This window comes from Halomonas sp. G15 (assembly GCF_021282295.1).
Taxonomy (GTDB): domain Bacteria; phylum Pseudomonadota; class Gammaproteobacteria; order Pseudomonadales; family Halomonadaceae; genus Halomonas; species Halomonas alimentaria.
Genome location: NZ_JAJSPA010000012.1, coordinates 12,074 through 27,226, shown reverse-complemented (window position 1 = coordinate 27,226; position 15,153 = coordinate 12,074). Strand labels below are relative to the sequence as shown.

General features: G+C 67.6%; 13 protein-coding genes. 4 read left to right on the top strand and 9 right to left on the bottom strand.

Annotated elements, in window-relative coordinates; all coding sequences use genetic code 11:
• Window positions 1–14 precede the first annotated feature (14 nt).
• The 4 genes from rbfA to pnp all read left to right on the top strand — a co-directional run bounded on the left by rbfA (window position 15) and on the right by pnp (window position 4,151).
• Window positions 15–422, top strand: coding sequence for a 30S ribosome-binding factor RbfA (gene rbfA, locus LWH48_RS07710; RefSeq protein WP_161430136.1), 408 nt, complete (start codon window positions 15–17; stop codon window positions 420–422).
• Window positions 422–1,339, top strand: a complete 918-nt coding sequence (truB, locus tag LWH48_RS07705) for a tRNA pseudouridine(55) synthase TruB (protein ID WP_232912129.1) — start codon at window positions 422–424, stop codon at window positions 1,337–1,339. The genes rbfA and truB overlap by 1 nt, the downstream gene beginning before the upstream one ends.
• A 76-nt stretch (window positions 1,340–1,415) precedes the next feature.
• Entirely contained in the window at window positions 1,416–1,685 is a 270-nt protein-coding gene (gene rpsO, locus LWH48_RS07700) for a 30S ribosomal protein S15 (protein WP_161430138.1), read from the top strand.
• 330 nt (window positions 1,686–2,015) lie between these two features.
• A complete protein-coding gene (gene pnp, locus LWH48_RS07695; RefSeq protein ID WP_232912128.1) occupies window positions 2,016–4,151 on the top strand; it encodes a polyribonucleotide nucleotidyltransferase in 2,136 nt (711 codons plus the stop codon).
• 109 nt (window positions 4,152–4,260) lie between these two features.
• On the opposite strand, the gene LWH48_RS07690 is transcribed toward pnp, so the two are convergent.
• The 9 genes from LWH48_RS07690 to LWH48_RS07650 form a co-directional block, all read right to left on the bottom strand.
• On the bottom strand, window positions 4,261–5,436 hold the full coding sequence (locus tag LWH48_RS07690; protein WP_161430140.1) for an acetyl-CoA C-acetyltransferase: 1,176 nt from the start codon (window positions 5,434–5,436) through the stop codon (window positions 4,261–4,263).
• A 193-nt stretch (window positions 5,437–5,629) separates the two neighbouring features.
• Window positions 5,630–6,010 (bottom strand): aspartate 1-decarboxylase, encoded by a 381-nt coding sequence (panD, locus tag LWH48_RS07685; RefSeq protein ID WP_232912127.1) that lies wholly within the window; start codon window positions 6,008–6,010, stop codon window positions 5,630–5,632.
• Between the two features lie 27 nt (window positions 6,011–6,037).
• Window positions 6,038–6,886 (bottom strand): pantoate--beta-alanine ligase, encoded by an 849-nt coding sequence (panC, locus tag LWH48_RS07680; RefSeq protein ID WP_232912126.1) that lies wholly within the window; start codon window positions 6,884–6,886, stop codon window positions 6,038–6,040.
• A gap of 51 nt (window positions 6,887–6,937) precedes the next feature.
• Window positions 6,938–7,729, bottom strand: coding sequence for a 3-methyl-2-oxobutanoate hydroxymethyltransferase (gene panB, locus LWH48_RS07675; protein WP_232912125.1), 792 nt, complete (start codon window positions 7,727–7,729; stop codon window positions 6,938–6,940).
• A gap of 101 nt (window positions 7,730–7,830) precedes the next feature.
• Window positions 7,831–8,337, bottom strand: a complete 507-nt coding sequence (gene folK / locus LWH48_RS07670; protein ID WP_232912124.1) for a 2-amino-4-hydroxy-6-hydroxymethyldihydropteridine diphosphokinase — start codon at window positions 8,335–8,337, stop codon at window positions 7,831–7,833.
• Window positions 8,334–9,743: a polynucleotide adenylyltransferase PcnB gene (gene pcnB, locus LWH48_RS07665; protein WP_232912123.1), complete on the bottom strand. Its 1,410-nt coding sequence runs from the start codon at window positions 9,741–9,743 to the stop codon at window positions 8,334–8,336. Before pcnB ends, folK begins: the two co-directional genes overlap by 4 nt.
• 907 nt (window positions 9,744–10,650) lie before the next feature.
• Window positions 10,651–12,045, bottom strand: coding sequence for a sigma-54-dependent transcriptional regulator (locus LWH48_RS07660; protein ID WP_161430146.1), 1,395 nt, complete (start codon window positions 12,043–12,045; stop codon window positions 10,651–10,653).
• A complete protein-coding gene (locus LWH48_RS07655) occupies window positions 12,042–14,975 on the bottom strand; it encodes an ATP-binding protein (protein ID WP_232912122.1) in 2,934 nt (977 codons plus the stop codon). Before LWH48_RS07655 ends, LWH48_RS07660 begins: the two co-directional genes overlap by 4 nt.
• Entirely contained in the window at window positions 14,965–15,141 is a 177-nt protein-coding gene (locus tag LWH48_RS07650) for a hypothetical protein (protein ID WP_170293762.1), read from the bottom strand. The genes LWH48_RS07655 and LWH48_RS07650 overlap by 11 nt, the downstream gene beginning before the upstream one ends.
• Window positions 15,142–15,153: the final 12 nt, after the last annotated feature.

Below are 15,153 nucleotides of genomic sequence, written 5' to 3'. Positions count from 1 at the left end.
TCGAGGAGTCGTACATGCGCGAGTTCAAGCGTACCGACCGGGTGGCCGACCAGCTCCAGAAGGAGCTGGCGGTACTCATCCAGCGCGAGGTCAAGGATCCGCGCCTGGGCATGGTCACCGTCAGCGGGGTCGAGGTCAGCCGTGACCTCGGCTACGCCGATGTCCATGTGACCCTGCTGGGCGAGGATACCCCGGAGCGCATCAAGGAGAACCTCAAGGTTCTCAAGCAGGCCGCCGGCTTCCTGCGCGGGCAGATCGCCCGGCGCATCAAGCTGCGCCACGTGCCGGAGCTGCGCTTTCACTACGACGAGAGCGTGGTCCGTGGCCAGCGCCTCTCCTCGCTGATCGACGAGGCGGTGGAGAGCGACCGCGTCCGTCATGGCGATGAGTCCTCCCCCGAGGATGAGGGCGAGCGCGGCTGATGGCGCGTCGACGTCGCGGCCTGCCGGTCAACGGGGTGCTGCTGCTGGACAAGCCTGCGGGCATGTCCAGCAACCATGCCCTGCAGCGAGCCAGACGCCTGTTCCAGGCGCAGAAGGCGGGTCACACCGGAACCCTGGATCCGATGGCGACCGGGCTGCTGCCGGTGTGCTTCGGCGAGGCGACCAAGTTCTCCGCCCACCTTCTGGCGTCCGACAAGGTCTATCGCACCCGGGTGGAACTGGGCGTGGTGACCGACACCGGCGACGCCGAGGGTGAGGTGGTCGAACGGCTGGCGGTGCCGGCGCTGAACACCACCGACGTGGAGGCGGTGCTCGCGCGCTTCCATGGCGAGATCGAGCAGGTGCCGCCGATGTACTCGGCGCTCAAGCACCAGGGCCGCAAGCTCTACGAGCTGGCCCGCGAGGGCAAGTCGATCGAGCGTGCAGCACGCCGCGTGACGGTGTATGATGCGCGGCTCGTTGCCTTCGAGGGCAGCGCCTTCGAGCTCGAGGTAAAGGTCAGCAAGGGCACCTATGTGCGCACCCTGGCCGAGGATATCGGTCGCGCTCTGGGCAGCGGCGCGCATATCAGTGTGCTGCGTCGCCTGGCCACCGGTCCCTTCGGCGCCGAGGGCATGCTGACCCTCGAGGCGCTGACGGCACTGCCCGACCAGGACGCCCGGGAAGCGACGCTGCTGCCGGTGGACATCCTGGCCGCGCACTTGCCGCGGCTCGAGGTCGACGCCGACGCGGCCCGGCGACTGACCCACGGTCAGTCGGCCCGGGCGGACACCGGCGGCCTCGCCGTCGGCGATACGGCAAGACTCTACTGTGACGAGGCCTTCCTGGGTCTCGGCGCGGTAACGACGCCACAGGAGGTGGCGCCGAAACGGTTGCTGAGCACCGCAACTGACTAGGGAGCAACGCGGAGACTGCAAATATGCGTGGTCTCACACATTCATCATTCAGGCATATTGCTTACTGGAGAGACAGATGGCACTCACAGCCGAACAGAAGGCCTCAATCGTCAACGAATTCGGTCGTGGCGATAACGATACCGGTTCCCCCGAAGTGCAGGTTGCCCTGCTGAGCGCCAACATCGATGGCCTGCAGGACCACTTCAAGACCAACAAGCAGGATCACCACTCCCGTCGTGGCCTGATCCGCATGGTCAACCAGCGCCGCAAGCTGCTGGACTACCTGAAGCGCAAGGACTTCGAGCGCTATCAGGCTCTGATTCAGCGTCTGGGCCTGCGTCGCTAAGCGACGTACCCCACGCGGTAGAGAAACGGGCAGCCTTCGGGCTGCCCGTTTTGCTTTTTGGGAGGGTAGGGAAATTCAGGGCCGCTTTCTCGGGGCTCATCCGGCGACAGGTCTCGAGGGGGCGCTGTGAACCCCTCCCTGGGCGCTACCGACGCCATCCCTGGCGTAGGACCCCCTCTACGACCCGTCCCCGGCGCCCCTCGTCATGTGCCGCCGTGATTGCCAAGGGGAAATGTCGCTATCCGGTGGCCGCGGGACGCGTCAACCCCTAAAATGGTCGGCGAGTCGAAACGACCCAAACACAGAAAAGTAACGTTGAAGGAAGTCGCCGTGAATCCGGTCAAGAAGACATTTCAGTACGGTCGCAGCACCGTCACCCTGGAAACCGGGCGCATCGCCCGCCAGGCCACCGGTGCCGTGATGGTCACCATGGACGATACCGTGGTGCTGTGCACCGTGGTCGCCAAGAAGGAGGCCAATCCTGCCCAGCCCTTCTTCCCGCTGGGGGTGTTCTACCAGGAGAAGACCTACGCGGTCGGCAAGATCCCCGGCGGCTTCTTCAAGCGCGAGGGGCGTCCCACCGAGAAGGAGACCCTTACCTCGCGGCTGATCGACCGCCCGATCCGCCCGCTGTTCCCCAAGGGCTTCATGAACGAGGTGCAGGTCGTCTGTACCGTGCTCTCCACCGACCGCAACCATGACCCGGATATCGCGGCGCTGCTGGGTACCTCCGCGGCCCTGGCCATCTCCGGCGTGCCCTTCAACGGCCCCATCGGTGCGGCCCGCGTCGGCTTCGACGAGGAGAAGGGCTACTTCCTCAACCCCACCGTGGAGGAGCTCGCCAGCTCCGAGCTGGATATGGTCGTTGCCGGTACCGAGAAGGCGGTACTGATGGTGGAGTCCGAGGCCGATGAGCTACTCGAGGACGAGATGCTCGGCGCCGTGCTCTACGGCCATATGGAGATGCAGGTCGCCATTCAGGCGATCAACGAGCTGGTCGCCGAGGCCGGCAAGCCGAAGTGGGACTGGCAGCCGCCGGCGGAGAACACCGCCCTCAAGGCCGCCGTGGCCGAGGCCTTCGAGGCCCGCGTGGGCGAGGCCTATCGCATCACCGACAAGATGCAGCGCCAGGACGCCCTCTCCGCCCTCAAGGCCGAGGCGGTCGAGCAGCTCGCCGGCGAGGAAGAGGGCAAGTTCGACAGCGATGAGGTCAAGGGCGCCTTCTCGGGGCTGGAGAAGCGCGTGGTGCGCCATCGCGTGGTCAAGGGCGAGCCGCGTATCGACGGCCGCGACCACAAGACCGTGCGTCCGCTGGATATCGAGGTCGGCAGCCTGCCCAAGACCCACGGTTCGGCGATCTTCACCCGTGGCGAGACCCAGGCCATCGTGGTCGCCACCCTGGGCACCCTGCGTGACTCCCAGCTGATCGAGTCGCTGGAGGGCGAGCGCAAGGACCGCTTCCTGCTGCACTACAACTTCCCTCCCTACAGCGTGGGCGAGGCCGGCTTCATGGGCGGCCCCAAGCGTCGTGAGATCGGCCATGGCCGCCTGGCGCGTCGCGGCGTGCAGGCGATGCTGCCCGACGAGGCGGACTTCCCCTACACCATCCGCGTGGTCTCCGAGATCACCGAGTCCAACGGCTCCAGCTCCATGGCTTCCGTATGCGGCTCCTCGCTGGCCCTGATGGACGCCGGCGTGCCGATGAAGGCCCCGGTGGCGGGTATCGCCATGGGCCTGGTCAAGGACGCCGATGGCTTCGCCGTGCTGACCGATATCCTCGGTGACGAGGACCACCTCGGCGACATGGACTTCAAGGTGGCCGGCTCCGCCGATGGCGTCACCGCCCTGCAGATGGACATCAAGATCGAGGGCATCAACGAGGAGATCATGGAGCAGGCGCTGCAGCAGGCTCTGGAAGCGCGCCTCGGGATCCTTGAGCAGATGAATGCGGTGATCGCCCAGAGCCGCGCCGAGGTCTCCGAAAACGCCCCTTCCATGGCGACCATCAAGATCGCCCCGGACAAGATCCGCGATGTCATCGGCAAGGGCGGCGCCACCATCCGCAAGATCTGCGAGGACACCGGCGCTTCCATCGACCTGGACGACGACGGCACCGTGCGCATCTACGCCGAGGACAAGTCGGCGGCCAAGGCGGCCATCGATACCGTGCTGGCGATCACCGCCGAGCCCGAGATCGGCAAGCTCTACCGCGGCAAGGTGGTGCGTATCGCCGACTTCGGTGCCTTCGTCAACATCATGCCCGGCACCGACGGCCTGGTGCACATCTCCCAGATCGTGCCGGAGCGAGTCAACGACGTGCGTGACTTCCTCAACGAGGGCGACGAGCCCATCGTCAAGGTGCTCGATATCGACAACCGCAACCGGGTGAAGCTCACCATCAAGGAGATCACCCCGGAGGAGAAGGCGGCATTCGAGGCAGAAGCGGCCGCCGAGCCCGAGCTGTAAGAACCGCCTTCGGCGAGCTGAAAGCTGTAAGCCTGAAGCTGGAAGAAAAACCGCCCCCGCAGCGATGCTGCGGGGGCGGTTCTGTTTCGGCTCTGCTCGAGCTTGCGCGTTACCGCTCGATGGCGAGCGCCACGCCTTGCCCACCGCCGATGCACAGGGTGGCCAGGCCCTTCTTGGCGTCCCGGGCGATCATCTCGTGGACCAGCGTCACCAGGATGCGGCAGCCGGAGGCACCGATGGGGTGACCGATGGCTATGGCACCGCCGTTGACGTTGATCTTGCTGGCATCCCAGCCCAACTCCTTGTTGACGGAGAGTGCCTGGGCGGCGAAGGCCTCGTTGGCCTCGATCAGGTCGAGGTCGTCGATACTCCAGCCGGCCTTCTCCAGGCAGCGGCGGGTGGCCGGGGCCGGGCCGATGCCCATGATGGCGGGGTCGACGCCAGCATTGCTGTAGGCCTTGATGCGGGCCAGCGGCTCGAGGCCCAGGGCCTTGGCCTTCTCGGCGCTGCACAGCATCACCACGGCGGCGCCGTCGTTGATGGAGGAAGCGTTGCCGGCGGTAACGGTGCCATCCTTCTTGAACGCCGGACGCATGCCGGCGAGCTTCTCGGCTGTCACGTCGCGTGGGCCCTCGTCGGTGTCGAAGACGACCGGGTCACCCTTGCGCTGGGGGATCTCCACCGGGACGATCTGCCCCTTGAACTTGCCCTCGCGAATGGCGGCGGCGGCCTTCTGCTGGGAGCCGGCGGCGAACTCGTCCATCTCCTCGCGGGTGATGCCGTACTTCTCGGCCAGGTTCTCGGCGGTGATGCCCATATGGTAGTTGTTGAAGGCGTCCCACAGGCCGTCATGCACCATGCTGTCCACCGCCTTCCAGTCGCCCATGCGCTGGCCGTTGCGCGAGTTAGGCAGCACGTGGGGCGAGGCGGACATGTTCTCCTGGCCGCCGGCGATGATCAGCTCGGCGTCACCGCAGCGGATCGCCTGGGTGGCCAGGTGCAGCGCCTTGAGGCCTGAGCCGCACACCTTGTTGATGGTCATGGCCGGCACGGCCTCGGGCAGGCCGGCCTTGATGGCCGCCTGGCGTGCGGGGTTCTGGCCGACACCGGCGGTCAGTACCTGGCCGAGCAGCACCTCGTCCACCTGATCGCCGGCCACACCGGTGGTGGCCAGAAGGTCCTTGATGACCACGGCGCCCAGGTCGCTGGCAGGGATGCCGGCCAGGGAGCCGCCGAAGGAACCGACGGCGGTACGGCGGGCGGCAACGATAACCACTTCTTGCATGTGAGCACTCTCCTCGCTGGAAAGACGGGCTTGCGGCCTTGTCGCGACAGCCTGACACGACCGGGCCTTTCAGCATAGGGGAGTCTTGTGCGGCGCCGCAATGTTTGCATGGCGGCAATTGGTGGTAGGCGAGCGCCCAGGGGAGGATTCGGGCGGCAACCCGGCTTGCAGCGGCGGGTTACCGCCCCGGGGCTCAGGCCATCTGGACGGGGATGGCGTGGCTGGTGTGGCTGACGTGGTTGCCTTCCTGCAGGTAGACCAGGGCGGGCTGGTGGCTCGCGAGCTCGGCGTCACTGTAGTGGGCATAGCTACAGATGATCACCCGCTGACCTTCGCTTGCCAGGTGGGCGGCAGCGCCGTTCACCGAGATTACCTTCGAGCCCTCCTCGGCACGGATGGCGTAGGTGGTGAAGCGCTGGCCATTCTCGACGTTGTAGATCTGGATCTGCTCATTCTCGCGGATGCCGGCCATGTCGAGCAGCTCACCGTCGATGGCGCAGGAGCCCTCGTAGTTGAGCACGGCGTGGGTGACGCGGGCCATGTGCAGCTTGGCCTTGAGCATGATGGTGTACATGGAAACAGGGTCCTCCAGAGGGCTGCCTCAGCGGGGCAGGGTCAGGGTCAGGTTATCGATCAGCCGGGTGGTGCCCAGCCGGGCGGCGGCGAGCAGTACCGCCTCGCGGGTGGCGGTGGTGGCCGGCCCGAGATCGGCGGCGCGCAGCTCCAGGTAGTCGGGCTCGAAGCCGGCCTCGTCCAGGCGTGTCCGGCCCTGCTCGAGGAGAGCAGATGGGGCGCTTCCGGCCTCCAGGCCCTCGCGCAGTTCGCACAGGGTGGCGTAGAGGCGCGGAGCGATGGCTCGCTGCTCGGGGCTCAGGTAGCCGTTGCGTGAGGAGAGTGCCAGGCCATCCTCGGCGCGCACGATGGGCACGCCGACGATCTCGATGGGGAAGTGCAGGTCGGCGACCATGCGGCGGATCACCGCCAGCTGTTGGTAGTCCTTCTCGCCGAAGCAGGCGAGGTCGGGTTGCACCAGGTTGAAGAGCATGCCGACCACCGTAGAGACGCCGTCGAAGTGGCCGGGGCGCGAGGCGCCGCACAGCCCTTCGCTGACCTCGGGGACCACGATGCGGGTCTGGGCTTCCAGGCCGCGGGGATAGAGAGTGGTGGTATCCGGGGCGAACAGCAGGTCGCAACCGGCCGCCTCGAGTCGCGCCTGATCCTCTTCGAGGGTGCGCGGGTAGGCCTCGAGGTCCTCGCCGGCGCCGAACTGCAGCGGGTTGACGAAGATGGTGGCGATCACTACATCCGCCCGCTCGCGGGCGGCGGCGACCAGTGCCAGGTGGCCGTCGTGCAGGTTGCCCATGGTGGGGACCAGGGCGATGCGCTCGCCGCGACGACGGGCGTCGCCCAGCGTCTCGCGCAGGGCGGGTATCTCTCTCAGGGTGCGCATGGCAAAGTTCCGGCTGGAAGCGGTATTCAATACCGTGTTTAACACTCGAATCTAGAAACAGTGCTCCTCGGCGGGGAAGCGCCGCGCCTTGACGTCCTCGTGATAGCGACGGAAGGCGCCGTGGATGTCCTCGGCCTCGGCCATAAAGTTCTTGACGAAGCGCGGCTTGCGGCCAGGAGTGACGTCCAGCATGTCGTGCATGACGAGTATCTGGCCATCGGTGTCGGGGCCGGCACCGATGCCGATCACCGGCACATCGAGGGCTTCGGTGATTGCGCGCCCCAGGCTCGCCGGCACGCACTCGAGCAGGATGACCGAGGCGCCGGCCTCGACCAGGGTGCGGGCGTCCTCGAGGATCTGGCTGGCGCGATCGGCATCGCGTCCCTGCACCTTGTAGCCGCCCAGCTGGTAGACGGTCTGTGGCGTCAGGCCCAGGTGGGCGCACACCGGTACGCCACGGCGGGTCAGCTCACGGATACCGTCGGCCATCCACGCCTCGCCCTCCACCTTGACCAGCTCGGCCCCGGCGCGCATCAGCTCGCCGGCGTTCTCCAGCAGGCGCTCGGTGCTGGCATTGCCCATGAAGGGCAGGTCGACCATCAGCAGGCTGGCGCCCTTGCCACGGGCCACGCAGCGGGTGTGGTAGCAGATCTCCTCCAGGGTGACCGGCAGGGTGCTGGCGTGGCCCTGCAGGACCATGCCCAGGGAGTCGCCCACCAGCAGCACCTCGATGCCGGCATCGCTGGCTACCCTGGCGAAGGAGGCGTCGTAGGCGGTCAGGGAGCTGAAGGTGTCACCGGCGCGCTTGTAGGCCTGCAGCGTGCTCAGGGTGATGGGTTTCATGGCGTGCTCTCTCGTTTGTGACGTCGGGTCGCGGCGCGGGGGCCGGCCCTTGTAACCCGCGATTGTTACCTGAAAGGCCGCGTTGTGTCGATGGGTAACACTTATCGTCCATTGACGCCGCTGGGTAACACTCGCAGTGTCGCTGCGTCGGCATGCGCGGCCTCCAGGTCGGCCAGCCGCCGGCCATCGGGCAGCCGCATCCGCGGCTCCACCGCCAGCAGCGGCACCAGCACGAAGGCGCGCCGGGTCATCTCCGGGTGCGGCACCGTCAGGCGCGGCAGGCAGAGGGTGCTGTCATCGAACAGTAGCAGATCCAGGTCGAGGGTGCGGGGTCCCCAGCGGCGGCTGCGGACCCGGCGGTGGCGCTGCTCCAGGGCCTGCAGCTGGTCGAGCAATGCCAGCGGCGAGAGACGGGTCTCCACGCAGGCCACGGCATTGATGAAATCGGGCTGATCCTGGGGACCGACGGGGCGACTGGCATACAGCGGTGAAGCGGCGATGCGACGCGTCAGAGGCAGCCGGTCGAGTGCCTCGAGGGCCCGGGCGACCTGCGCCTCGGGATCCTCGAGGTTGCTGCCCAGGCCGATCCAGGCGCGCTGCACGCTCATGCCTCGGGGCTACCGCCATCGTTGTCGCGGCGCGGCTTGCGCCGGCGGCGCCGCTTCTTGCGGCCGGGTTTGCCGCTACCGGCGGGGTTGGCGCCGGCCTTGTCGAGCAGGCGGGCCTGTTCGTGTTCATCGGCCTTCTGGAAGGCGGTCCACCAGTCGCCGAGGCCGGGCTCGAGTTCGCCGGCCGCCTCGCGCAGCAGCAACAGGTCATAGGCGGCGCGGAAACGCGGGTGCTCCCGGGTCTGGAACACCCGGCGACCGCGGCGCAGCGGCAGGCGTTGCTGGAGGTCCCAGATGTCGCGCATGGGCAGGCTGAAGCGCTTGGGGATCGACACGTGCTGGAGCTGGCGCGAGACCACCTGCTGGGACGCGGCCTGCAGCGCCGGGATCGGCGGCAGGCCCCTGGCCTCCTGTTCGGCCTGGCGCTGCACCACCGGCCCCCACAGCATGGCCGCAAACAGGAAGGCCGGGGTCACCGGGCGCTCCTCGAGGATGCGTCGATCGGTGCTGGCCAGGGCCTCCTCGACCAGGCGCTCGGCCCAGGGCAGCTCATCCATGGCCTCGGCGGCCTCGGGGAAGAGCATCTCGAACAGGCCGTAGTGTCGCAGCAGTCGGAACGTCTCGACGCCGTGACCGGCCATGAACAGCTTGAGCACCTCGTCGAACAGACGCGCCGGGGGGATCTGCAGCATCAGGGGGGCGAGCTCGCGGATCGGCGCTTCGCTGTCCGGGGCCAGCTGGAAGTCGAGCTTGGCCGCAAAGCGCACGGCACGCAGCATGCGCACCGGGTCCTCGCGATAGCGGGTCGCCGGGTCGCCGATCAGACGCAGTGTGCGCGCCTCGATGTCGCGAACGCCGTTGGCGAAGTCGTGGATCGAGAAGTCGGCGATGCTGTAATAGAGGGCGTTGATGGTGAAGTCGCGGCGCAGGGCATCTTCCTGGATGTTGCCCCAGACGTTGTCGCGCAGCAGCAGGCCGTCATCGGACTGCTGGGCGATATGGTCGGCGTGGTCGTCGCCGGGCTTGCCGCGGAAGGTGGTGACCTCGATTACCTCGCGGCCGAAGCGCACGTGGACGATGCGAAAGCGGCGACCGATGATCCGCGAATTGCGGAACAGCCCCTTCACCTCCTCCGGCGTCGCGTCGGTGGCGACATCGAAGTCCTTGGGCATGCGTCCCAGCAGGGAGTCGCGGATGCAGCCGCCGACCAGATAGGCCTCGAAGCCGGCGTTATGCAGCCGATAGAGGACCTTGAGGGCGGCATCGCTGAAGTGCTGGCGCGATACCGGGTGCTCCTCGCGGGGAATGACGCGCACCTCGGGTACGCCGGCGGCGGCCTCGGTACCGAACAGCGACTTCAGGCTCTCGCCGGGGCTCTGCAGAAAACGGGTAAATCCTTTGAACATGCGGCGATATCGACTCGCAAGGCGGAGAAAGCTCGTGGAAAGCGTATAAAAGCATTGAGTGTAGCGGACCCCCGAAAGCTTGCATAGCGCAGGGCGCCTGCCGAGCGGCCACACGTAGAAGGGGGAGGCCGATGGCCTCCCCCTCAAGTAACGGTGCAGCATCCCTGCTGCTGGTTCTTCTTCGTGATGGCACATCGCCTTGAATACGCACCACAGTCACCAAGGAGTACAGGCAAGCAGTGTTGTTATCCTTGTTGGCGCTCCCGGGGGTAACCGCCTCGTATTCAAAACAATAATCCAACCACGACGGCAGAAAATCTGCCTTCCCCCGGCGTCTTGGTATTGTTTCCGGGGGTGCGCCTCGCTTGCCCATTGTTCTTGTTGTGGGCGTGGCTGGCGCGTCGCGTCCTGAGTCTTCCGGTGCCTCGGGTTGCTGTTGTTGTTGGGGCCGAGGGGCCGGGCACGTCATTCAGTTGTTCTTGTTGGTCTCGTGCCTGTAGCGGCACTCGCCCACGCTGTTGGCATTGTTGTGGTGGGCGTCTGCCATCCGGGCTGCACTGTTGTTGTTGTGGCGGGCAGCGGATGACGCCGGAACTTGTTTTTCTTGCCCTGTTATATTGCAGACGGCATGCCAGGATTTGTTTTTTTCATTTTATTCAGATGGTTACTGTTGTCGATGAAAAGGGTGGCGTCGGATGTGGGCGTGAGTGTTACCCGGCTGGCACCGTGTTGGGGCCCTGTCTGTGTGGGACGGTAACAAATGGTGCGTGGCTGGCCCGGAAGCTGCCCCCGGGCGTCGACAGGAGGCCATGAGAGGGCTCTTGCACCTTGGTCGAAGGTGCCTCGCTTCGAGCACGCCCTGGCCGGGCGAAGGGTGGTCGCGGCCTGGTCAGCAGGGGGGCAGGAATCAGTCGGCCCTGCGGCGGGGGCTCTTCTTGCGGGGAATGCCGAGGCGCTGGCGCCGTTCCCAGAGCGACTTGCGGCTGATGCCGAGCTTCTGGGCCAGCTCGGTCTCGCTCATCTGGTCCTGATGCTCCAGCACGAAGTGCTGGAAGTAGTCCTCCAGGGAGAGGTCGTCCTCGGGTGCGCTCTCCTCCTTGTCGTCCGCGGGTGCCTCCGGGGGTGGGGTAGGGCGTCGGGCCATCGCCGGGGCCCCGCCGGCCGCGGAGAGGCCCAGATCGTCGGGGTGGATCAGATGGCCCTCGGCGAGGATCACGCCGCGTTCCAGGGCGTTCTCCAGCTCACGCACATTGCCGGGCCAGGGGTAGTGGCGAATCTCGTCGCGTGCGGCCCGGGAGAGGCGCAGCCCCTCGCGCTCATGGCGCCGGCAGGCCTTCTCCAGCAGGGCGTCGGCGATCAGCAGCACATCATCCTCGCGCTCGCGCAGGGGCGGCAGGTCGATCTGCATCACGTTGAGGCGATAGTAGAGGTCGAGGCGAAATTCGCCGGTCTTCGACAGCGACTGGAGGTCACGGTGGGTGGCGGCGATCAGGCGCACATCGACGTGACGGGTCTCCACCGAGCCGATCTTGCGGATCTCGCCCTCCTGCAGCACGCGCAGCAGCCGCGCCTGGGCGTCCAGGGGCAGCTCGCCGATCTCGTCGAGGAACAGGGTGCCGCCGTCGGCGGCCTCCACCAGGCCGGTACGGGCCGCACTGGCTCCGGTAAAGGCGCCCTTCTCGTGTCCGAACAGTTCCGACTCGATCAGCGTCTCGGGAATCGCCGCGCAGTTGACGCAGATCAGCGGCGCCTGGGCGCGCTTGCTCTGCTGGTGCAGGGCGCGGGCTACCAGCTCCTTGCCGGTACCGGACTCCCCCTGGATCAGCACGGTGACATCGGCCGGGGCGGTCTTGCGGATCCGCGAATAGACTCGCTGCATCGCCTCGCAGTGACCGATCATCGGCCGCGCCTGGCCATCGGGTTCGGCGACGTCGGGGGGCTCGGCGCGCAGGCTGCCCTGCTGGTGGAGCACCCGGGCCACGGTCTCGAGCAGTTCATCATGGTCGAAGGGCTTGGCGACGTAGTCGACGGCGCCCAGCTTGAGCGCGTCAACGGCCGAGCGCATGCTGGCGTAGCTGGTCATGATCAGCACCGGCACCGGGGCGGCGCGGGCGATCAGCTCGGTGCCGGGCTCGCCCGGCAGGCGCAGGTCGCTGATCACCAGGTCGAAGCGCTGCGGATCCAGGGCCATGGCATCGGCGACCGAGCCTGCCTCGTCGACCCGGTAGTCGTGGCGCTCGAGCAGGCGGCGCAGCGCGCGGCGGATGATGGCTTCGTCTTCTACGATCAGGATCCGGCTCATCGGGGTGTCTCACCCTCCTTCTGGTGGCGTGGCAGCCACAGGCTGATGCGGGTGCCGCGCTCGCTGCCCGGTAGTGGCGATTCGACGTCCAGGCTGCCGTGGTGCTCGGCGACGATGCTGTAGACCAGCGGCAGGCCGAGGCCGGTACCTTCGCCGGGGGGCTTGGTGGTGGTGAAGGGCTCGAAGAGGTGGTCGCGCACGCTGGGGTCGATACCGGCCCCCTCGTCGGTGACGCTGATCCTTAGCCCCGCGCCCTCCGGGACCGCCTCGATGGTCACGCCATCCCCCGGCTCGCTGGCATCGCGGGCGTTGCCCAGCAGATTGACCATTACCTGCAGCAGGCGCTGGGCGTCGCCCTCGACCCGCTCCGCCGCCGGGCAACGGTTGTCGAAGCGCACATCCTCCCTCGAGCGGGCGAGATGGATCAAGTGGATGGCCTCGTCGACCACCTCGGCGATGCCAACCGGGGCGAGTTCGCGGCCGGCCAGGTGACGCCCGCCATGGGCAAAGCCTACCAGCGAGGAGACGATGCGCGAGACGCGGTCGGTGAGCTGCTGGATCTGCTCGGTGGTCTCCAGCACCTCGGGGTCATCGGTCTCGTAGCGCAGGTTCTGGGCCAGCGAGGAGATGCCGGTGATGGGGTTGCCGATCTCGTGGGCCACGCCGGCGGCCAGCTGACCGATGGAGGCCAGGCGGGCGGCGTGGACCAGCTCGTCTTCCAGCCACTTCATCTCGCTGTGATCCTCGACCAGGATCACCATGCCGCCGGGCTCGTTGTCGCTGCCCTCCAGGGCGGCCTTGTGCAGGCTCATGTAGCGGGTGGCGCCGTCCAGGCTGACCGGCTGCTTGTAGAGGTGGCTGCCGGGCTCCGCGATGATGCGTCCCAGCAGTTCGCCCCAGGGGGCAGGCAGGCTCTCGCGCCGTGCGCCGACCACACCGCCGCCCTCGATGCCCGAGAGCCGGGCCAGGGCGTCGTTCCACATCAGCAGCTCACCATCCTCGCCGAAGGCGCACAGCCCCACCGGTAGCCGGGTCAGGGTGCGGCGGTGGTAGCGGCGCAGGCCGTCGAGCTCCCGGGCGAGACCGGTGAGCCGCGAGCGGTAGGCCTCCAGGCGGCTCTCCACGAAGTGGATGTCCTCGGTGGCGCCGGGACCATCCTGACGGTAGGGCAGGTAGCGGTCGACGATGTCCTGGGCCACCGAGGGACCCATCAGCCCCGAGAGGTTGGCCTGCAGGCGGTCGCGCAGCCGGCGCAGTGCATAGGGGCGGCCGTCCAGGGGTGACAGGCCCAGGTCATCCAGGGCGCGATCCACCTCGCGGGCCGCCACCGACTCGCCCAGGGCGCGTGCCAGGTGCGACTTGAACTCCTCGCCGTTGGCAGCCTCCAGCGGCAGCCGCTTGGGGCGGATCACCGCGTCCACCGAGCAGGCCTCGGCGGCGGCGCGCTCCCCCTCGGAGGTCGGGGTGGCCAGGGAGACCACGATGAATACCAGGGCGTTGCTCGCCAGCGAGACCAGGGTCACCGCATACCAGGCGGGCTCGCCGGCCAGCGCCTCGAGTCCCGGAGGAATGATCACCAGGGCGGGCAGTCCGGTCAGCAGCGGCAACCACAGCCCGGCGAGCCACACCAGGATGCCGCTGGCCAGCCCGGCCAGCATGCCCCGCCGGTTGGCGCCCGGCCAGTAGAGCAGGGCCAGCAGGCCGGGCAGGCACTGTGCCATGCCCACGAAGGCGGCAAGCCCCAGGCTGGTCAGGTCGTGGTGCACGCCGACGATGCGATAGAACAGCCAGCCACCGAGCACCACGGCGGCGACCAGGCCGCGGCGCAGCCAGCGCAACCAGCGGTAGAGGTCGTGGTGGGCCTCGGGAGGGTGCGCCACCAGGAAGACATGGTTGACCAGCATGCCCGACAGCGCCAGGGCGATCAGCAGCGTGGTGGCACTGGTGGCGGCCAGGCCGGCGAGGAAAGCCAGGGCCTGGAGTGCCACCGACTCGGAGAGGCCGAACGCCAGATAGGCGGTGCCCAGCGGACCATCGGCGCCCAGCCGCTGGCCCGCCCACAGGATCAGCGGCACCGGCAACGCCATCAGCAGCAGGAACAGGGGCAGTGCCCAACTGGCCTGCAGCAGGGTGTGGCGCGAGCGGGTCTCGGTGAATACCAGGTGGAAGATGTGCGGCATCAACAGGCCGGCGAAGAACAGCAGCAGCAGCGAGCGCCAGTGCGCCGGGTCGGTCTGGACCACGCTGGCCTGGAAGGCCTGGCCAGGACCCTCGAGCCAGGCCTGGACGTCGGCGGGACCCTCGAACACGGCGAACAGCGCGAAGGCACCCAGGCCCAGCATGGCGGAAAGCTTGATCAGCGAGGAGAGTGCCATCACCGCCAGCAGGCTGTCGTGCTGGCCGTCGATGCGCCGTCGCCCCACGAAGGTCATGTCGAACAGCGCCAGCAGCACGCAGAAGACCAGCGCCAGCGTTGCCGGCGAGGCCGCGCCGGTCATCAGGTAGATGGCGTTGCCCATGGTCTGCACCTGCAGCGCCAGCAGCGGCAGTACCGCCAGCAGGCTGACCAGGGTGATCAGGGTACCGACCCAGCGCGAGCGATAACGGAAGGCGAAGAGGTCGGCCAGCGAGGCCAGCTGATGGGTGCGTACCATGCGCTGGATCGGCACCAGCAGCACCGGTGCCAGCAGGAAAGCGCCGGCCACGCCCAGGTAGTAGGTCAGGTAGCCGTAGCCGGAGGTGGCGGCCAGCTCCAGGCTGCCATAGATCGCCCAGGCGCTGGCGTAGACTCCCAGCGCCAGGGCGTAGACCAGCGGGTGGCGGGTGATGCGCGTGGGGATCCAGCCGCGATCCACGGCCAGGGCGCAGAGCCACAGCAGCAGCAGGAAGCCGGCCCCCACGCCGAGCATGGTCGCCAGGCTAGCGTTCATCGAGCTTCCTCTTCTGCTCAAGCCACACGGTCAGGGCGATCAGCACGCCCCAGATGACGAAGGGACGGTACCAGGCGACGCCGGGAGTGGCCCAGCCGCTCATGATCAGTGGCGAGAGCAGGTAGCCACCGAGCACCAGGAACAGCATCAGCCGATAGACGTACATGGAGCCTCCTTC